The organism is Kitasatospora griseola (assembly GCF_044999035.1).
Classification (GTDB): Bacteria; Actinomycetota; Actinomycetes; order Streptomycetales; family Streptomycetaceae; genus Kitasatospora; species Kitasatospora griseola.
In genome coordinates this window covers 1,160,358-1,177,638 of the sequence record NZ_CP173360.1, presented here as the reverse complement: position 1 = coordinate 1,177,638, position 17,281 = coordinate 1,160,358, and the positions used below count along the sequence as shown (strand labels likewise).

Below are 17,281 nucleotides of genomic sequence, written 5' to 3'. Positions count from 1 at the left end.
GAACTCCTGGGGGAGGCGACGGGTCGTCAGGAGACGGGGATGACCGGGGTGACGCCCTCCCGGTGCACGGTGCCCTCGATCAGGCCGTACATCCGGTCGGCGGCGAAGTACACCTCGTTCTCGTTCTTGAGCCCGAACGGCGCCAGGTCGACCAGGAAGTGGTGCTTGTTCGGCAGTTCCAGGCGGACCTCGTCCACCTCGGCCCGGTGGTTCAGCACCCGGGTGCCCATCGCGTGCAGGGTCTGCTGCAGCGAGTACGAGTAGGTGTCGGCGAACGCCTCCAGCAGGTGCCGCCGGACCTCCTGGTACGAGTGGTTCCACTCCGGCTGCGGCTGGCCGTCGCGGCCGTGGAAGCCGAACGCCCAACGAGCCGTCACCTGGGTGGCCAGGATCCGGTCGTAGGCCTCCCGGAGGGTGGTGTACCGGTCCTTGAGGTAGCCCCAGAACTCCGAGTCGGTGGTGTTCATCACCACCAGGTCCTTGAGCCCCGAGACCACCCGGAACCGGTCGCCGTCGTACAGCACCTCGGTGGTGCGCACCTCCTGCCCGCTGCGGACGAAGGAGTGCCCGCTGTCGCCGGCTTCCGCGGCCCGGTCCGCGGTGCGGATCCGCTCCCAGCGGTACTCCTCGACCCGGATCCGGGCGCTGTGCACCACGCCGCGCTCGGTGTGCTCCACGAAGTGCCGGGCCAGCAGGGCGGCGAACCCCTCGGCGGACTCGATGCCGTACTGCTTGGCGAACGCGTACACGGTGTTCTTGGTGGAGTCGGTGGGCAGGCAGTTGGCGTTCGAGCCGGTCAGGTGGACGTCGTCGAACTCGCCGCGCAGCGAGACCGAGACGTTCAGGTCCTTGATCTCGTGGCGTCCGGAGTCGCGGCGGACCCGGACGATGCGGTTCTCCGCCTTGCCGTACTGGTTCTGCCCGAGCACGTGGGCCATGACGTGTCTCCTAAGGGTGGGCGGCGTCCAGGGGGTCAGCTGCCGCGGTAGACCGAGTAGCCGAACGGGTTCAGCAACAGCGGGACGTGGTAGTGCCGCTGGGCGGGCGCGACGGTGAAGACGATCGAGACCTCCGGGAAGAACGGCGGCTGCCCCGACCCCGGGTCGGCCGCCTGCGCCGCGTGGTACTTCGCGGTGTCGAACAGCAGTCGGGCGACCGAGCCGCCCGCCACGTCCGGCAGGTCCGTGACCCGGCCGTCGGCGTCCGTGGCGGAGGCGCCGAGCACCTGCCAGCCGCCCTCGGCGTGCACGGCCAGCTCGACCGGGACGCCCTCGGCCGGGCGGCCGAGGCTGGTGTCGAGCACGTGGGTGGAGATGCCGGCCATGAACCGTCCTTGCGTGCGGGTGACATGACGGTGCGTCAGAGGGAGAGGGCGAGCAGGCGGAGCTCGTTGATCCGGCGCAGTTCCTCGCGGACGGTCTCCGCCTCGGTGGCGGCGTCGTGCGGCAGCCGCTCGCGCAGGGCGGCGAGCAGGTCGGCCGCGGTGCGGCCGGTGGCGCAGATCAGGAACAGGTGGCCGAACTTCGCCTCGTAGGCGGCGTTGGCCGCGGCCAACTCGTCCAGCACGGACGGCTCGACGCCCCGGAGGCCGGCCTGCTCGCGTTCGGACGCCGCGTCGCCGGCGTTCGGCGTGCCGATCCGGGCGTGGCCGGCCAGCGCCTCGGTCAGCTCGGCCGGCGACAGCCGGGCCGTGGCCGTCGCGTTGGCGGCCAGCAGCGCGGCGCGGTCGGGCCAGGGGCGGGAGGCCGCGACGGCGGCGGCCCAGGCGGGGCTGGCGCAGACCTCCAGCAGGATCGCCAGCAGGTGGGCGGGCTCGGCGGAGGACAGCGCGGTGAGCGGGAGAGGGGCGGCGGGCGGCTCCGGGGGTGGCTCGGTCACGGAGGGACCTCCTGGGGTTGGTGCCACCCGGACAAGCTAGAGCGGGCCCGACGGGCCGTCAACGCTTTGTTGAACTGTTTGTGGCGAGGGCGTGCGGCGGCGGCCGTGCGTGGCGCCTGCCGGTCAGGACTTCTCCTGCCGGTTCAGGTAGTTGTACACGGTGAACCGGCTGACCCCGAGCGCCGACGCGACCGTCTCCACCCCATGGCGGACGGTGAACGCCCCGCGTTCCTCCAGCAGGGCGACCACCCGCTGCTTCTCCGTGCGGTTCAGCTCGGCCAGCGGGCGGCCGTCGAACTGGCGGGCCGTCTCGGCCAGCAGCCGGTCCAGCGCGCTGCCCAGGTGCGGCAGCCGCACCGCGACGGCCGGTGCGCCGTCCCACTCCAGGACGACGTCCTCGGCCCGCGCCTCGGCCGGATCGACGGCGGTGGCGCCGATCGCCTCCAGCAGCGGCCGCAGGGCCGCCGTGAACGGGTGCTCGTCGAGCGGTGCGGGGCCGGCCGGCGCCGGGCCGTCGGCCAGCACGCTGACCTGGAGCGAGATCCGGCTGGCGCCGACCGCCAGGGTCTCCCGCAGCAGCCGGGCCGTGGCGGTCAGCGCCTGCTCGGCGTCGCCCTCGGCGCTGGTGCCGAACGGCCCCACGGCGACGGCCAGTCCGGCGTCCTCGACCGCGCGGCGGGCGGTTCTGGCGTGCTCGGGGAAGCCGTCCAGCTCGAACGGCTCGGTCGTGAACTCCACCATCACTCGCACACGCTCACCTTAGCGATCGTCCGTCGAAATGATTGTCGGATGTAATGACCAAATGGAGCGATCGGTCGGATTCGGTGATCACTGCCGACCTGCCGGGTTCGGCGTCAGCGCGGGCGCACCATGACGGTGAGCCGCGGCGAGTCGGGCTCGGCCCGCTGGCTGTTGAACGCCCGGTAGCCCCAAGTCCCGTAAAGGGTCTGGACCTTGCCGTCCCCGGCGAGCGGGTTGACCATGAGCGTGACGCGGCTCTCGGTGCGGTGGGCGAGGAGTTCGTCGTGGATGCGGCGGGCGGTGCCGGTGCCGCGCCAGGCGGCGCGGACGCCGATCTCCTTGAGGGCGAGCACCGGGGCGTCGGTGAAGCCGTCGGGGAGCGGCTCGGCCATCCGCGCCCAGTACCGGTCGTCGGCGTCGACGGTGTTGCCGTAGGCGTACCCGACCGGGAATCCGCCGCGGTAGCCGAGGACGAGTCCGAAACCGGGGTCGGCGAGGTGCCGGTCGAGGCGTTCGACGAATGCTTCGACGCGGTAGTTGGCCAGTTGAAGCAGCGGGGCCCGGACGTCCGCGTAGACGTCCAGCAGGTCCTGGCGGGCCTGTGCGGTGAGGGCGGTGAGGTGGCGGAGTTCGACGGTCACGTGGTGGTCCTCCTGGCGGCGAAGCGGGTGAACCCGGCCCGGATGCGAGCGAGTTCGCTGTGGGTGGTGAGAGACAGCAGCATGCCGGTCGCATTGACGGTCGATCGGGGCGGGCCTACGCTCCCAGGACTCTCCCGGCGTTCGGAGGCTCCTGGTGCCGCTCGGCGATGGTGTGGTGATCCGCAGTCGGCGGGTGGTGCTGCCGGACGGCGAACGGGCGGCCGACGTGGTGGTCCGGGGCGGACGGATCGAACAGGTGGCGGCCCACGGGGCGGTGGGCGGCCGAGGGGTGACCGACCTAGGCGCACTCGTGCTGATGCCCGGGCTGGTCGACACCCACGTGCACGTCAACGAACCCGGCCGCACCGAGTGGGAGGGATTCGCCTCCGCGACCAGGGCGGCGGCCGCCGGCGGAGTCACCACGATCGTCGACATGCCACTCAACTCCGTTCCACCCACCACGAGTTCGGCCGGCCTGTCGGCCAAGCGGAAGGCCGCCGAGGGCCGGCTCTGGGTGGACGTCGGCTTCTGGGGCGGGGCGGTGCCCGGGAACCTCGGCGAGCTGGAACTGCTGCACCGGGCAGGAGTGTTCGGCTTCAAGTCGTTCCTGGCCCCGTCCGGGGTGGACGAATTCCCCCACCTGACCGGTCCCGCCGAGCTGGTGGCCGCGCTGACCGAACAGGCCAGGCTCGGCGCGCTGGCGATCGTCCACGCCGAGGACCCGGCCGTGCTGGACGCCGCCCCGAACATCGGCGGCGCACGCTACCGGGACTTCCTGGCGTCCCGTCCGGACGCCGCGGAGAGCGTCGCGGTGGCCGGGCTGCTGGACTGCGCCCGGCGCACCGGCGCCCGCGTGCACCTGCTGCACGTTTCGAGCGCCGCCGTCCTGCCGCTGCTGCGGCAGGCCCGGGCGGACGGCGTGCGGGTCACCGCCGAGACCTGCCCGCACTACCTGACCCTGGCCGCCGAACAAGTCCCCGACGGGGACACCGCGTTCAAGTGCTGCCCGCCGATCCGGGACGCGGCCAACCGGGAGCTGCTCTGGCAGGCGCTGGCGGCGGGCGAGTTCGCCGCCGTGGTCTCCGACCACTCGCCGTCGACGAGCGAGCTGAAGCTGAGTCAACGCCTGGGTGGGAGCGGCGACTTCGCTGCCGCGTGGGGCGGGATAGCGTCGTTGCAGGTGGGGCTGCCCGCCGTGTGGACCGAGGCGCGACGGCGGGGGCACTCGCGGGCGGACGTGGTGCGCTGGATGGCGGCCGGGCCGGCCGGGCTGATCGGTCTGTCGGGTGTGAAGGGCGCCATCGCGCCCGGCTGCGACGCCGACCTGGTGGCGTTCGACCCCGACGGCGAGTTCACCGTCCGGCCCGAACAGCTCCGCCACAAGAACCCCGTCACCCCGTACGCGGGCCGCACCCTCACCGGGCTGGTCCGCCGCACCTGGCTGCGCGGACGGGTCGTCGACCTCGACGGCGCGCCGCACGGTCGACAGCTCGTCCGTCGTTGAAGTCCGTCAGGAGGAGGGTCGGTTGAGTATTGGATCGGATCCGGACGTGCCGTTCACCGAGCTGGTCGACCTGGCCTCGCGGGCGCTCGGCGCGGGCGTGGTCGCCACCAACGAGGACACCTTCGCCGACGCCGAGAACCTGCTGGTCGCCGCGCCCGCCGAGTTCCGCCCGCACACCTTCGGGCACAAGGGCCAGATCATGGACGGCTGGGAATCCCGCCGCCGACGCGGCGTCAGCGCCGAACACCCCCACCCCACCGACGAGGACCACGACTGGGTGATCGTCCGGCTCGGCGCGGCGGGCGTGGTGCGCGGCGTGGTGGTCGACACCGCGCACTTCACCGGCAACCACCCCGAGACGGCGTCCGTCCAGGCCGCGTCGGTCCCCGGACACCCCTCGCCGGCGGAGGTCGCCGCGGCCTCCTGGACCGAGATCGTTCCGCGGACGGCGCTGCGCGGCGACAGTGCGCACCTCTTCGCGGTGTCGGACCCCGTGCGGTACACGCACGTCCGGCTGAACATCTGGCCGGACGGCGGCGTCGCCCGGCTGCGGGTGCACGGCGTGGTGCTGCCCGACCCGCGAGAGCTGGCCGGGCTGACCTTCGACCTCGCCGCGCAGGAGTACGGCGGCGTCGCCGAGGACGCGTCCGACCGGTACTACTCCTCCCCGCACCACCTGAACGCGCCCGGGCGGGCGCGGGTCATGGGGGAAGGGTGGGAGACCCGGCGGCGACGCGACAAGTCCCACGACTGGGTGCGGATCGCGCTGGCCGGGGAGGGCGAGGTGCTGGCGGTGGAGGTGGACACCTCGTGCTTCGTCGCGAACGCGCCGGGGTGGGTGGAGCTTGTGGGTCTGGGCGGGGAGGGCGAGGTGGTGCTGTTGCCGCGGACGCGGTTGCAGCCGGACACCCGGCATCGGTACCGGCTCCCGGGGGGTGCGCCCGTGACGCATGTGCGCGTGAACGTGTATCCGGACGGGGGGTTGGCGCGGGTCCGGCTGACGGGGCGCCTGACGGAGGCGGGGTGGGACGGGTTGGTGGGGCGGTGGGTGCGGGCATTGCCGGAGGGGGAGACGAGAGCGGAGGCGATCGGGGGGCTTTCGGGCGCGGGCCGGAACAGGGGACCGGAGACGGCGGGACGCGACGCGCCCTGTTGATCGCCGGCAGACCCGGCCTCGCCGTTCGCCGAGCCCCTGCGAGAGCTCCCGCGCACGGACTCTTCGGGGCATATGCCTGTCAAGGGGGTGGCGCTCTGGTGGGGGAATATCCGGTGAGCTGATGATGGGGCGGTGATCGGCTGGATACGCTGGGCTGACGGTGGGATGCGAGGGAGGGGGTCCGGGAGATGACGACGGTGAGCCGGGGTCGGAGTGATCTGCTGGGGCCGGGTGGTGGGGGTGCGGGCCCGTTCGGGGTGTTGCGGCGGGCGCTGCGATTGCTGGAGGTCGTGGACCGGTACGCCGACGGGTGCACGACGGCGGAGTTGTCGCGGGCGCTGAGCATGCCGGAGTCGGCCGTCCGGCAGTTCGCGGAGGAGTTGGAGACCGAGGGGTACCTGATGCACCTGGACGGGGTGTGGACGCTCGGCGGGGCGTTCACGCTGCTCGGGGCGCAGCACCGGGAGCCGCTGGTGCGGGCCCGGTTGCACCATCGGCTGGAGGATCTGCGGGACGAGCTGGGCGCCGCCGTGTACTTCAGCCGGTACCAGGACGGCGAGTTGCTGGTGGAGGCGGTCTGCGACGGCGAGGACGCGCCGGCCGTGCACGAGTGGGTGGACTTCCGGGCCACCGCGCACGCGTCCGCGATCGGCAAGTGCCTGCTCGCCCAACTCGACCACGCCGCGAGGCTGGACCACTTCGCCCGGCACCCGGTGGCCCGGCTCACCGCGAGGACCATCACCGAGACCGACCGCCTGCTGCACCGGCTCGACCGGCAGCCCGCGACCGTCCCCGTGCTGGACTTCCAGGAGTACTCGATGGACGCGGTCTGCGCAGCTGTCCCGATAGTCGCCGGGAACACGGTGGGCTGCCTGGCCACCTCGCTGCCCGCCGAGCAGGCCCACCGGCTGCGCGAGGCTGCCGAGTTGCTCACCGCGCGGGCCACGCCGCTGATGCTCGCGATGGCGGTGTGACCGGCTGACGGGTGGGGGCGTCGTACCCCGGCATTACGGTCGCCGACGCCGATCGAACGGAGGGGACGACGCGATGCCCCTGTTCACGCGAACCGCAAGCCCAGTCGGGCCGGAGAGCTGCTGACGGCCGCTCAACAGGAGCACGAGGCGGGCAGGTTCGCGTCGGCCGAGCAGCTGGCGCGGGAGTCCGTCGAGCTGTACACCGGGGCGGGCCGGCCGGGCGGCGCTGGACACGCCGGGCGTGGTGGGCGTGGCCGAGGTGGTGCTGCGCCTCGAACTGGTCGACGCCCTGTGGGCGGACCGGCGGTGCGACGAGGCGATGGACGAGATCGGCCGGGCCGTGGCGGTGGCCGGGGCGACCGGCCTGCGGCTGTCGGCAGGTCAGGCGCAGGCGCAGGCGCTGATGCCGGGTGAGGCGGGACGCCACCGGGAGGCCGTCGAAGTGCTCGTCGACCTCGCCGAGGTGGCCCGCCACATGGCGCCGCCGAGGCCGAGGCGCTCGCGCTGCACGTGCGGGCGGCCACCGCCGCGGTGGCCGAGCCCGTCGCCACCCCGATCCGGCTGTGGGCGGGCCACAACCTGGCGGTGAGCCTGCTGCTCAGGGGCCGCCACGCCGAGGCCGAGGGCCTGCTGCGGGAGGCGATGGCGGAGACGGGCGGTGCGGACCGGTTCGGGTTCCAGCTGAGCCTCCACCTGTCCCGGGCGTTGCTCGGCCAGGGCGAGCCGGCCGCCGCCCAACAGGTTGTCGAGACCGTCGAGTCGATCGGCATCGAGATGTCCGCCCTGACCGAGCAGGACCTCTCGGCGCTCGGGCTGCCCGCCGCCAACGTCCTCCTCGCCCTGGAGCAGCCCGCCGAGGCCGAGCAGCAGGCCCGGGAGGCCCTGACCCGGTGTGCGGACGCCGCGTCCCACCGGGTGCTGGAGCTGCGTACCGTGCTCGGGATCGCGAAGTTGCGGCAGGGGAGGGGCGACAGCACATTGGCCGGTACGGTGGCGGATTGGCGGGCGCACTTCGGGGAGGAGCACCACGGGGCGGTCGCAGCCCGGGAGGTGCTCGCGGGGTAGCAGAACGGGGGCCGTCGCGTGGATCCGGCGATCCGGTGCGACAGCCCCCGTCGGTTTCGACGTTCCCCCCTCGTTCTCCGGACCGGCGGGCGGGCCGACGGTCCGGAGTGACGTCGAAGGTCGAGCCCGTCCCCCGGAACGGGCTTCCCCCCTGGACTCCACGCTAGGGCGGACGGGTGGGGTGCGGTTTGGCACTGGGTGTCCGGCCGGTTGGCGAGGCGTCAACTGTCAGGGGCAGGAGTGGCGGCGGTGGTCGCGCGGGGCGAGGCCGTACGCGGTGCGGAAGGCGCGGCTGAAGTCGTCGGGGCGGGGGATGCCGCAGCGGGCGGCGATGGTGCCGATCGGGACGTGGCGCAGGGCGGGGTCGGCGAGGTCGCGGTGGGCCTTCTCCAAGCGCAGGCGGCGGATCCAGGCCGCGACGGTGTCGCCGTCGGTGTGCTGGGCGAACAGGCGGTGCAGGTAGCCGACCGAGATGTGGTGGGCGGCGGCGACGGTGGCGGGGGACAGCTCGGGGTCGTGCAGGTGGCGGCGGACGAAGGCGCGGACCTGTTCGACGGTGGCGCGCTGCCGGGCGGTCTCGGGGAGTTCGGCGTCGTCCGCCAACTCGTCGGCCAGCCAGGCGGCGACCAGGTCCACCGCGATCGGGCCGAGCCGGTCGGTGAGGGCGGGGCCGAGGACGGGGGCCTGGCGGTCCACGCTGAGCAGGAAGTCCGCGAGGATCGCCGCGGACCCCTCGGTGGCCCGGAAGCCCCGGCCGAGCAGTCCGCGCAGCCGGTGCGGGGGGATCGGCAGCAGCGCCGTCGGGAAGTCGATGCCGACGCCCTCGACACGCGGCTCGCCGCCCGTCGCGGTGCGTTCGCCGAGCGCCCGCAGCTCGTACGGACGGGAGCTGTCCAGCATGGTCACCTCGCCGGGGCGGAACAGCTGGGTCGGCTCGCCGTCGCGGGTCAGCGCGAGCGCGCCGTGCTGAACGAACGTCAGGTGGAACACCCCGGGGTCGGAGCGCCGGACCCGGGCGTCGGTGCGGCGGAACCGGGCGGACGGGAAGGAGGTTCCGAGGAAGGTCACCGGTCCGAGTGCGGAGCGGCGCAGTTCGGCGTCGAAGCGGTCGATGTCGGCGCTGGTGGCGTCGCAGTCCCTGGTCAGTCCGATCAGGTCGCGCCAGACCTCGAACCGCTCGTGTGGTCGGAGTTCCCCGAGCGGGTCGTCGTTCTCCGCCGCCGTGGCCATGCTGTGCCCACCTTCCGTTGCCCTTCGGCGACTCGCCGTGTCCGCCGACAGCATCGCAGGCCGCCACCAGGGCCTCGTAGGGCGGGTGTCACCACGGGGTGGATGCGACGGCCGCGCCTGGGCCGACCGGGCGAAATCGGTGAACACGCGCGCGGCCGGAGCGGCCGCGCCTCCGGGCCGGACTAAACAGGGCATACCAGTCAGTTCGGGTTCGGGCCACCGTATTTCACCGACGTAGTTCACCGACAACGGAAGTCCTGGAGTGTTCAGGAGAAAACGTGACGCATGGTGTCGGCCCGTGGCCTGCGCCGAGCCCTGGACCGTGAACCGCCGGGCCGCCTGACGGCCTCGCTGCGCGGCGGCGTCCAGGTCGATCTGCCACCGCAGCTGCGCACCGGGGCGTTCACCCCCGCCGCGCCGTGGGCGGCCGGCTTCCGGGTCGGCACGGCGTACGAGCGGGTGCCGGGCGAGGAGGCCGAGACCGCCTTCGGTGCGCTCGGCCGACCGCCTCGGCGCACTCGTCAGCACCGGCGTCGACCGTAGCGACAGCGAACTCGTCCGCGGCATCGCCGAGTTGCCCGGTACCCGCCGCCAGGACCGGCCGCGCGCCGAACGAGACCGGGCGAGACCGGGCGAGACCGAACGAGGAGAACGGTGAACCACGGAATCAGTGTGCTGTTCCGGGCGATTCCCCTGCTCATGGGCGCGGTGTCGGCCGCGCTGGGCGGCTACGTCCTCGCGCACTCCACCGGGCCGAGCGCCCGGGTCGCGGGCCTGGTGCTGGTCTTCCTGGCGGCCGTCTGCCTCTGCCTGTTCGCCACCGCGGCGACGATCGTCCGGCAGCTGATCGGCCGCTTCACCGCACTGGACCGGTTCGGCTACCCGGCGTTCGGCTTCGCGGTCGCCGGGGTCGCCATCGGCTACGGGGTCTGCCTGCTCACCGAGAGCCGCCGGCCGCCGCCGGACTTCGTGGCCGGGAGCGCGGTCCTCGGCATCGGCCTGGTCTGCGTGTGCGTCTCGTCGGTGGCCGCCGTCTCCACCCGGTTCGCGCTGATCAGCGAGAACGCCGCCCTTCCCGAGGGTTCCCCGCCGCGCTCGCCCGCGCCGTTCCGTCCTTTCGCGGCCCGGACCCTGGTGGCGGTCCCGGTCCTGGCAACCGTCGTCGCCGCGGCATGGGCGACCGTCCTGCTGGCCAACGGGGGCGGCGGGGACGAGGCCGGGCGCTTCACGGCCGGGCACGTGGTGGTCGACCTGGCGATCGTCTGCACCTGCCTGGTCGGGCTGGTGGTCAGCCTGCTGCGGCAGATCCAGAACACCTACAGCCGGCGGGACCGGATCTGGTGGCCCGTCGTGGCGGGCACGCTCGGGGCCATGGACATCACCGGGGGCCTGGTCGTCGTCGCCCTGGACCCGAGGCCCACCCAACTGGCCACCGGCTACGTTCAGATCGGGCTGGGGCTGATCGCCTGGACCGTCCTCGGCAAGCTGCTGCTACTCGCCCTCGTCTGGCGCCGCGACGCTCCGTCGGCCGACCGCATCCCGCTGATCCCGATCGGCACCGCCCTGGTCTGCCTGTTCATGTCGGCGTTCCTGTTCGAGTCGGCCGACCCGGACGTGATCGTCGCGGCCCGGGTCCTGGTCGGCCTCGGCGGCGTCTGCTTCGCGCTGTTCTCCCTCGCCTCCATCCTGGAGAGCGGCACCGGCGGCCGGGACTGAGGAACCGCCGGGGAGAAACAGAAAAGGCAGGGAGTCGATGCTCTCCTGCCGCTATCCAACTTATATCCGACAGGGGGCCTTGCGGCAAGGCCCCCCCGATGGCGCACAATCGCTGACTGAATCGGGAAAGCAGCGCAAAGAGCATCAAACCGGGCAGAGCGCGCGAAGTGCCCGGCAGGGGATCGGAGAAGCAGGACATGACCCAGCAGACGACCAGTGCCTTCGAGCTGCCCGAGCGGCTCGCCGCCAAGGCGGACCCGGCCCTGATCGCCGACGACGAGCGGCACTTCGCCACCGTCGCCGCGACCCTCGAACAGGACATCGCCGAGCTGACCGCCCGCCTCGACCAGGTCCGCCGCAGCCCCGGCGGGGCCGGTCGCGCCGCCATGGACCGTGACAACGAGGTCCACCAACTCTCGTCCCGGCTGCGGACGTTGCGCCGCTTCGGCAGCGACCTGTGCCTCGGCCGGATCGTCCACGCCGACCAGTCCGAACCCGTGTACATCGGCCGGCTCGGCCTCGCCGACGGCGACGGCCGCCGACTGCTGATCGACTGGCGCTCGCCCGCCGCCGAACCGTTCTTCGCCGCCACCCACGCCAACCCGATGGGCCTCACCAGCCGTCGTCGCTACCGCTGGCAGCGCGGAAAGGTCGGCGACTACTGGGACGAGGTGTTCACCGCGGACGCGCTCGACGGCCACGCCGCGCTCGACGACCAGTCCGCGTTCATCGCCAGCCTCGGCTCCGCCCGCTCCGAGCGGATGCGCGACGTCCTCGCCACCATCCAGGCCGACCAGGACGCCATCATCCGGGCCGGCTCGCGCGGCGCCCTGGTCGTTGACGGCGGCCCCGGCACCGGCAAGACCGTGGTCGCCCTGCACCGCACCGCCCACCTGCTGTACTCCGACCCGCGCCTGGGCCACCGCAAGGGCCGGGTGCTGTTCGTCGGCCCCCACCAGCCGTACCTGGCCTACGTCGCCGACGTGCTGCCCAGCCTCGGCGAGGAGGGCGTGCAGACCTGCACGCTGCGCGACCTGCTCCCCGAGGGCGCGAGCGTCGCCGAGGAGGAGGACGCCGAGGTGGCCCGGCTGAAGGCGGTCGCCGGAATGGTCGGCGCGATCGAACGGGCCGTCGCGGTGTACGAGGAGCCGCCCGCGGAGGGCCGCAAGCTCTCCACCGAGTGGTACCAGCTGTGGATCGACCCGGAGGACTGGTCGGAGGCGTTCGCCGCCCCCGGCCCCGGCACCCCGCACAACGAGGCCCGCGAACTGATCCTCGACGAACTCATCACCATCCTGCTCGACAAGAACGCCGACTCCTTCGACGACGAGGAGGACGGCATCTCGCCCGAGGTGCTCCGCCGCGAGCTGCGCCGCGACCCCGAACTGCTCGGCGCGCTGCGCCGCGCCTGGCCGATCCTGGAGCCCACCGACCTGGTCGGCGACCTGTGGACCGTCCCCGCGTACCTGCGGCTGTGCGCGCCCTGGCTGAGCCGCGAGGAGATCCGGACCCTGCAGCGCACCGACCCGGCGGCCTGGACGCTCTCCGACCTGCCGCTGCTCGACGCGGCCCGCCGCCGGCTCGGCGACACCGACGCGGACCGCCGCCAGCGCGCCCACCGCGCCCGCCTCGCCGCCGAACGCGAGCTGATGGACGGCGTCGTCGACCACCTGCTGACCGCGGACGACGACGGCGAGGGCGCGGTCGCCATGCTGCGCGGCGCGGACCTGCGGGACGCGCTGATCGACCACTCCGAGCCCGAGCCGCTCGACCCCGACCTGCTGGCCGGCCCGTTCGCGCACATCGTGGTCGACGAGGCGCAGGAACTCACCGACGCCGAATGGCAGATGCTGATCGCCCGCTGCCCGTCGCGGTCCTTCACCATCGTCGGCGACCGCGCCCAGGCCCGGCACGGCTTCACCGAGTCCTGGACCGAACGCCTGGAGCGGGCCGGCCTGGAGCGGATCACCCTCACCTCACTGAGCGTCAACTACCGCACGCCCGAGGAGGTCATGGCCGAGGCCGAGCCCGTCATCCGGGCCGCCCTCCCCGACGCCAACGTCCCCACCTCGATCCGCCGCAGCGGCCTGCCCGTCCTGCACGGCGCCCCCGCCGACCGCGACGCCCTGCTGGACGCCTGGCTGGCCGAACATCCCGAGGGCACCGCCTGCGTCATCGGCGACCCGGACTACCCCGGCCTGCCCCGGGTCCGCTCGCTCACCCCCGAACTGGTCAAGGGCCTGGAGTTCGACCTGGTCGTGCTGATCGACCCGGAGTCCTTCGGCGAGGGCATCGAGGGCGCGGTCGACCGGTACGTCGCGATGACCCGCGCCACCGGGCAGCTCGCCGTCCTGCGCCACTAGGAACTGTTCAAAGTTCGGATCAGGTGGCTGGAGTCAGGGACTTCAGCCACCTGATCGATCCGCGAAGGCGCAGGCCACCGCCCGGGGTGGCGGTGCCGTGGCGGTGGGCGTGGCGGCGGCAGTGGAGCCACCCGCTCCCACGGATGGTCAGGCGCAGGATCGTCCGGCACGTGCAGCACTCCGCCGTCCGCAACCCTCGACTTCCGGGCCCCTGGACCGAACTCACTCCGGAACGGTCAGTCGGGGTGTCAGCCCGTCGGGTCCGACGGGGTAGCGGGCGAGGATCTTCTTCCTGGCGTCGGCGGACGGTCGGTGGAAGTACACCAGCTCACGCGTCGTCCCGGCGCACTGCGCCGGCCCGGCCAGCATCGCCCGCTCGGTGTCGTCCAGGACCAGCAGATCGCGTTCGGCGGCCAGCCCGGGCAGCCGGGCGAGGACGTCCCGGGCATTGTCCTCGTCCACCTCCAGCAACGCGTACGAGGTCGGTTCGGGCAGGCGGCCGGCCAGCGCCCGCGCGGCGTACTCCATCCGGACCGTGCAGTCCAGCCAGCCGAGACGGCGTTCCGCCTCCGCCGGGTCGAACGCCCGGCAGATGACCTGCTGGATCGCCACATCGGCCACCGCCGCGTGCTTGGCGACGAAATGGTCGAGGTTGGTGCGCCACTGGCCGAGCATCTCCGCCGTGACCTCGCGCCGCGTCTGGTAGGAGAGCGCCTCCGGCTGGAACGCGAACGCCAGCCCCCGGCGCCGCAGCCGGTAGCCGAGCTCGGAGTCCTCCAGGCCCCAGCCCCGGAAGCCCTCGTCGAAGCCCCCGATCGCGAGCAGGTGCTCGCGGCGCACCGACAGGTTGCAGGTGAACGCGTAGTGCCAGCAGGTCTCCAGGTTGTCGAAGTTCTCCGAGAACTCGGCCAGCAGGAACTCCCGGCCGTCCCAGCCGACGATCTCCGGCATCGCGTCGAGCGAGAACTCCCGGGCCAGGCGCTCGTCGTCGATCTCCCCCTCGGCCATGTCGCCCCGGGGGCCGGCCACGACCAGGTCGGTGCGGAGCCGGTGGTACCGGGCGTGCGCAGCGAGGAAGCCGGGTTCGACGACCTGGTCGGCGTCGACCAGGACGACCACGTCGCCGGAGGCCGCGCGGATCCCGGCGTTGCGCGCCGCCGCCCGGCCGGAGGCCGAGGTCCGCGGCAGGAACAGGTACTCCAGGGGGTAGGGCGGCGCCAGTGCGGCGAGGAGTTCCCCGGTGCCGTCGTCGGAGCCGTCGTCCACCACGACGACTTCGAACGAGTCGCCGGCGTCGAGCTCGCAGAGGGCCAGGCACGACAGCAGTCGCCGCACCTGCGGGCCCGCGTTGTAGGACGGGACGACCACGCTGATGTTCATCGTGACCCGACCAGGCGTGCGCTCACTTCGACTCCCCGTCCCGGTGTTCCACCGCGGCCGCATCCCGCGCATGCCAGGGTCCCACAGGGCCGGCGGGCCGGGCTAGGAGCTGGTTCGAGGTTCCGATCCTGTCGGCTCGCGTCTCTGGTGGAACTCGGCGCCGTAGGCGCAGGGTCCGGGCCGCGAAGGCCGAACTCGGCCGGTCCCGGGGCGGCCCGAGCAGGAAGATCCATGCGCATTGAACACGGCGGGCCGTCCGCCCGGACGGGGGCGCTTGGCCGTCCGGCCTCGCGCAACCCCTCACCGATGGAGGACGGATGCTTCGCACGATGGCAACGGGACTCCTCGTCGGCCTGCTCTGCTTCGGCGGCGCGGCCACCGCCATGGCCGCCGCCAACCCGAGCGGAACCGGGCCCCCGAACCAGTCCTGTCAGAGCTTCGAGACCCCCGGCACCGGTGCCGGGGCGCCGGGGCACTCCGGGACATCACCCGGGTCGGTGTTCAACGAACCCGGCTTCGGCAGCACGAACGGCGGCACCGGCGGAGCGGCCTACAACAACGCGGGCGCGCCGTCGCAGTACGACGTCGCCTGCTTCCAGGTCAGTCAGCACTGACACCCGTCACGGCCCGGGCCGTCGAGCCCGGGCCGATCCGGTGGTCGGAGCGGTCATGAGCAGCAGTCAGTCGGCGGTGTTCGGGCCGAGCACCCGGTAGCGCAGGTGGGTGACGGTCGCGGAGGGGATCACCTCGGCGGGCTCCAGCTGGATCCGGAGGCCGTCGAGGAGCCGCTCGCCGGCGCCCAGGGTGACGGGGACGAGGTGCAGGACCAGCTCGTCGAGCAGCCCGGCCCGGAGGTACTGGCGGACGGTGGAGGCGCCGCCGGCGATCTCGACGTCCTGTTCGCCGGCGGCCGCGCGGGCCCGGTCGAGGGCGGCCTCGATGCCGTCGGTGACGAACTCGAACGTGGTGCCGCCGCCCATCGGGAGCGGCTTGCGGGCGTGGTGGGTGAGCACGAACACCGGTGCGTGGTACGGAGGTTCGGGCCCCCACCAGCCCGTCCAGGTCTCGTCCCAGGCGCCCCGGCCCGGGCCGAACATGTTCCGTCCCATGATGTGCGCGCCGGTGTTGGCGTGCAGCGTGCCGAGCAGGTGCGCGTCCTGCTCCCGCCCCGGCCGGTCGGTCTCGAACATCCAGGAGGTCAGGGCCTCCCGCGCGCCCGTGCCGAACGGGTGCTCCAGGCTCTGGTCCGGCCCGGCGGTGAACCCGTCCAGCGAGACGGCCATGTTGGCGGTGACGATTCCCACGAGGGCTCCCGGTGGTTTTCGACGGCGGTGTTCCCCCGGCGATGCTAGGCAGCCGGGCCGCCGTTCAGCGGGAGCCGGGCGGCGGAGTGTCTTCCGGGGTGTCGTCGATCGGGAGCTCGGGCGGGTCGAGTCGGACGCGGCGGGCGGTCGGGTCGTCCGCCAGGTAGCGGACGGTGCCCTCCGCGCCGAGCTGCGGCGGCAGGTGCACCGGGAACTCGTACCGCACGCGGACGGTGGACTCCCCGTCCTGCCGGTCGGTGTAACGCAGCGTCAGGACGGTGGCCGTCCGGCCCCGGTGGTCGATCTCCTCCAGGGTCTCGCCCATCCCGACCACCACGGCCCGGCGGGTCACCGCCTCGGCGGCGAACCGCCGCTCGTGCAGGGCGCGCTCACGCGGCTGGTTCAGGGAGAACAGCCGCCGTTCACGATCGCGCCGGGCGGTGAACACCACTCCGACCGCGGCGGCCGCCGCCACCGGCAGCGGCCAGGGGCCGGGCAACCCGACCGTCGCGCCGACCGCCATGGTGAAGACCGCGGCCAGGGTGGCCGTCCACGGCCCGAACACCGGGTACACGTGGTCCAGGGTGTCCCAACCCGCCACCGCGAGGGCCATGAACGCCCCGTACGTCGCCGCGGCCGCCGTCATCACCAGCGTCGTCGGCTGCTCCCGGTACCCCGCCCCGGTCAGCCACCCGCCGCCCACTCCGACCCCGAGCGCGATCGCCAGCAGCACCCAGCGCAGCCAGAACAGTCGCGGCCACTTCCCCGCCGGTGGTATCGAACGTCGGTAGTCCATGGGCGGGGATGGTAACCGCTCCACCGCCGAAGCGGGTTCGCGCCCCGCGGTCAGGCGTCGCGCAGCATGCAGGTCAGGCGGCAGCTGCTGATGCGCTTCCCGGCGTCGTCGGTGACGGCGATCTCGTAGGTGGCGGCGGTTCGGCCCCGGAAGACGGCGGTCGCGACGCCGGTGACGTGGCCGGAGACGGCCGGGCGGTGGTGGGTGGCGTTGAGGTCGACGCCGACCGCGTACCGGCCGGGTCCGGCGTGGAGGGCTGCGCCGATCGAGCCGAGCGACTCCGCGAGTGCGGCGGAGGCGCCGCCGTGCAGCAGGCCGTACGGCTGCTGGTTTCCGTCGACCGGCATGGTGCCCACGACCCGGTCCGGGCCGGCCTCGAGGATGCGGATGCCGAGCCGTTCGGCGAGGCGGCCGAGCGGGATGAGGCCGGGGTCGGTGCTGAAGTCGGCGACCTGGTCGGGGAGGTCCTGGAGCGGGTCGAGCGGGAGTGCCTGGTTGGTCATGGCGTTCCTTCCGGTAATTGCTTCAGGACT

The 17,281-nt window shown here is 73.3% G+C and carries 19 protein-coding genes; 9 read left to right on the top strand and 10 right to left on the bottom strand.

Features of this window, described 5'->3' with window-relative positions:
* Window positions 1-26: 26 nt before the first annotated feature.
* The 5 genes from pucL to ACI1MP_RS05660 form a co-directional block, all read right to left on the bottom strand.
* On the bottom strand, window positions 27-938 hold the full coding sequence (gene pucL, locus ACI1MP_RS05680; RefSeq protein WP_404867901.1) for a factor-independent urate hydroxylase: 912 nt from the start codon (window positions 936-938) through the stop codon (window positions 27-29).
* Between the two features lie 35 nt (window positions 939-973).
* Window positions 974-1,324: a hydroxyisourate hydrolase gene (gene uraH / locus ACI1MP_RS05675; RefSeq protein ID WP_380340311.1), complete on the bottom strand. Its 351-nt coding sequence runs from the start codon at window positions 1,322-1,324 to the stop codon at window positions 974-976.
* 35 nt (window positions 1,325-1,359) lie between these two features.
* Window positions 1,360-1,878, bottom strand: coding sequence for a 2-oxo-4-hydroxy-4-carboxy-5-ureidoimidazoline decarboxylase (gene uraD, locus ACI1MP_RS05670; protein ID WP_404867900.1), 519 nt, complete (start codon window positions 1,876-1,878; stop codon window positions 1,360-1,362).
* Window positions 1,879-2,001: 123 nt separating this feature from the next.
* Window positions 2,002-2,400, bottom strand: a complete 399-nt coding sequence (locus tag ACI1MP_RS05665; protein WP_100585053.1) for a helix-turn-helix domain-containing protein — start codon at window positions 2,398-2,400, stop codon at window positions 2,002-2,004.
* Between the two features lie 332 nt (window positions 2,401-2,732).
* Window positions 2,733-3,260 (bottom strand): GNAT family N-acetyltransferase, encoded by a 528-nt coding sequence (locus ACI1MP_RS05660; RefSeq protein WP_380340305.1) that lies wholly within the window; start codon window positions 3,258-3,260, stop codon window positions 2,733-2,735.
* A gap of 154 nt (window positions 3,261-3,414) precedes the next feature.
* On the opposite strand from ACI1MP_RS05660, the gene allB reads away from it, so the two are divergent.
* From allB to ACI1MP_RS05635, 5 genes are all read left to right on the top strand, one after another.
* Window positions 3,415-4,764 carry an allantoinase AllB gene (allB, locus tag ACI1MP_RS05655; RefSeq protein ID WP_380340302.1) on the top strand — a complete coding sequence of 450 codons (1,350 nt, stop codon included), beginning with the start codon at window positions 3,415-3,417 and terminating at the stop codon, window positions 4,762-4,764.
* A gap of 22 nt (window positions 4,765-4,786) precedes the next feature.
* Window positions 4,787-5,920, top strand: a complete 1,134-nt coding sequence (alc, locus tag ACI1MP_RS05650) for an allantoicase (RefSeq protein ID WP_380340300.1) — start codon at window positions 4,787-4,789, stop codon at window positions 5,918-5,920.
* Between the two features lie 188 nt (window positions 5,921-6,108).
* Window positions 6,109-6,894 (top strand): IclR family transcriptional regulator, encoded by a 786-nt coding sequence (locus tag ACI1MP_RS05645; protein WP_404867899.1) that lies wholly within the window; start codon window positions 6,109-6,111, stop codon window positions 6,892-6,894.
* Between the two features lie 244 nt (window positions 6,895-7,138).
* Window positions 7,139-7,483 (top strand): hypothetical protein, encoded by a 345-nt coding sequence (locus tag ACI1MP_RS05640; RefSeq protein ID WP_404867898.1) that lies wholly within the window; start codon window positions 7,139-7,141, stop codon window positions 7,481-7,483.
* Window positions 7,426-7,959, top strand: a complete 534-nt coding sequence (locus ACI1MP_RS05635; RefSeq protein WP_404867897.1) for a tetratricopeptide repeat protein — start codon at window positions 7,426-7,428, stop codon at window positions 7,957-7,959. The genes ACI1MP_RS05640 and ACI1MP_RS05635 overlap by 58 nt, the downstream gene beginning before the upstream one ends.
* Window positions 7,960-8,187: 228 nt before the next feature.
* Here the strand turns inward: ACI1MP_RS05635 and ACI1MP_RS05630 are convergent, their stop codons facing one another.
* The gene (locus ACI1MP_RS05630; RefSeq protein WP_380340290.1) at window positions 8,188-9,189 is read right to left on the bottom strand and encodes a helix-turn-helix domain-containing protein; all 1,002 of its coding nucleotides are present in this window, start codon (window positions 9,187-9,189) and stop codon (window positions 8,188-8,190) included.
* Window positions 9,190-9,474: 285 nt separating this feature from the next.
* Here ACI1MP_RS05630 and ACI1MP_RS05625 point away from each other — a divergent pair, with 285 nt between their 5' ends.
* The 3 genes from ACI1MP_RS05625 (at window position 9,475) to helR (ending at window position 13,268) form a co-directional block, all read left to right on the top strand.
* Window positions 9,475-9,732: a hypothetical protein gene (locus ACI1MP_RS05625; RefSeq protein ID WP_404867896.1), complete on the top strand. Its 258-nt coding sequence runs from the start codon at window positions 9,475-9,477 to the stop codon at window positions 9,730-9,732.
* A 111-nt stretch (window positions 9,733-9,843) separates the two neighbouring features.
* The gene (locus ACI1MP_RS05620; RefSeq protein ID WP_404867895.1) at window positions 9,844-10,905 is read left to right on the top strand and encodes a DUF2776 family protein; all 1,062 of its coding nucleotides are present in this window, start codon (window positions 9,844-9,846) and stop codon (window positions 10,903-10,905) included.
* 197 nt (window positions 10,906-11,102) lie between these two features.
* Window positions 11,103-13,268 (top strand): RNA polymerase recycling motor ATPase HelR, encoded by a 2,166-nt coding sequence (gene helR, locus ACI1MP_RS05615; RefSeq protein WP_404867894.1) that lies wholly within the window; start codon window positions 11,103-11,105, stop codon window positions 13,266-13,268.
* A 222-nt stretch (window positions 13,269-13,490) separates the two neighbouring features.
* On the opposite strand, the gene ACI1MP_RS05610 is transcribed toward helR, so the two are convergent.
* Window positions 13,491-14,648, bottom strand: coding sequence for a glycosyltransferase family 2 protein (locus tag ACI1MP_RS05610; protein ID WP_404867893.1), 1,158 nt, complete (start codon window positions 14,646-14,648; stop codon window positions 13,491-13,493).
* Window positions 14,649-14,977: 329 nt separating this feature from the next.
* Between ACI1MP_RS05610 and ACI1MP_RS05605 the strand changes: the two genes are divergently transcribed.
* Window positions 14,978-15,262, top strand: a complete 285-nt coding sequence (locus ACI1MP_RS05605) for a hypothetical protein (RefSeq protein WP_380340277.1) — start codon at window positions 14,978-14,980, stop codon at window positions 15,260-15,262.
* Between the two features lie 66 nt (window positions 15,263-15,328).
* Here ACI1MP_RS05605 and ACI1MP_RS05600 read toward each other — a convergent pair whose 3' ends face one another.
* The 3 genes from ACI1MP_RS05600 to ACI1MP_RS05590 all read right to left on the bottom strand — a co-directional run bounded on the left by ACI1MP_RS05600 (window position 15,329) and on the right by ACI1MP_RS05590 (window position 17,251).
* Window positions 15,329-15,931, bottom strand: coding sequence for a dihydrofolate reductase family protein (locus ACI1MP_RS05600; RefSeq protein WP_100585052.1), 603 nt, complete (start codon window positions 15,929-15,931; stop codon window positions 15,329-15,331).
* 85 nt (window positions 15,932-16,016) lie between these two features.
* Window positions 16,017-16,748, bottom strand: coding sequence for a hypothetical protein (locus tag ACI1MP_RS05595; protein ID WP_404867892.1), 732 nt, complete (start codon window positions 16,746-16,748; stop codon window positions 16,017-16,019).
* A 50-nt stretch (window positions 16,749-16,798) separates the two neighbouring features.
* A complete protein-coding gene (locus tag ACI1MP_RS05590; RefSeq protein ID WP_380340272.1) occupies window positions 16,799-17,251 on the bottom strand; it encodes a PaaI family thioesterase in 453 nt (150 codons plus the stop codon).
* Window positions 17,252-17,281: the final 30 nt, after the last annotated feature.

Coding starts and splice junctions, on each gene's coding strand:
- ACI1MP_RS05600 (WP_100585052.1), bottom strand. CDS start 15,931: ATGGCCGTCTCGCTGGACGGGTTCACCGCCGGGCCGGACCAGAGCCTG.
- ACI1MP_RS05590 (WP_380340272.1), bottom strand. CDS start 17,251: ATGACCAACCAGGCACTCCCGCTCGACCCGCTCCAGGACCTCCCCGAC.
- uraH (WP_380340311.1), bottom strand. CDS start 1,324: ATGGCCGGCATCTCCACCCACGTGCTCGACACCAGCCTCGGCCGCCCG.
- ACI1MP_RS05595 (WP_404867892.1), bottom strand. CDS start 16,748: ATGGACTACCGACGTTCGATACCACCGGCGGGGAAGTGGCCGCGACTG.
- ACI1MP_RS05645 (WP_404867899.1), top strand. CDS start 6,109: ATGACGACGGTGAGCCGGGGTCGGAGTGATCTGCTGGGGCCGGGTGGT.
- ACI1MP_RS05625 (WP_404867896.1), top strand. CDS start 9,475: ATGGTGTCGGCCCGTGGCCTGCGCCGAGCCCTGGACCGTGAACCGCCG.
- ACI1MP_RS05605 (WP_380340277.1), top strand. CDS start 14,978: ATGGCAACGGGACTCCTCGTCGGCCTGCTCTGCTTCGGCGGCGCGGCC.
- ACI1MP_RS05610 (WP_404867893.1), bottom strand. CDS start 14,648: ATGAACATCAGCGTGGTCGTCCCGTCCTACAACGCGGGCCCGCAGGTG.
- pucL (WP_404867901.1), bottom strand. CDS start 938: ATGGCCCACGTGCTCGGGCAGAACCAGTACGGCAAGGCGGAGAACCGC.
- helR (WP_404867894.1), top strand. CDS start 11,103: ATGACCCAGCAGACGACCAGTGCCTTCGAGCTGCCCGAGCGGCTCGCC.
- ACI1MP_RS05630 (WP_380340290.1), bottom strand. CDS start 9,189: ATGGCCACGGCGGCGGAGAACGACGACCCGCTCGGGGAACTCCGACCA.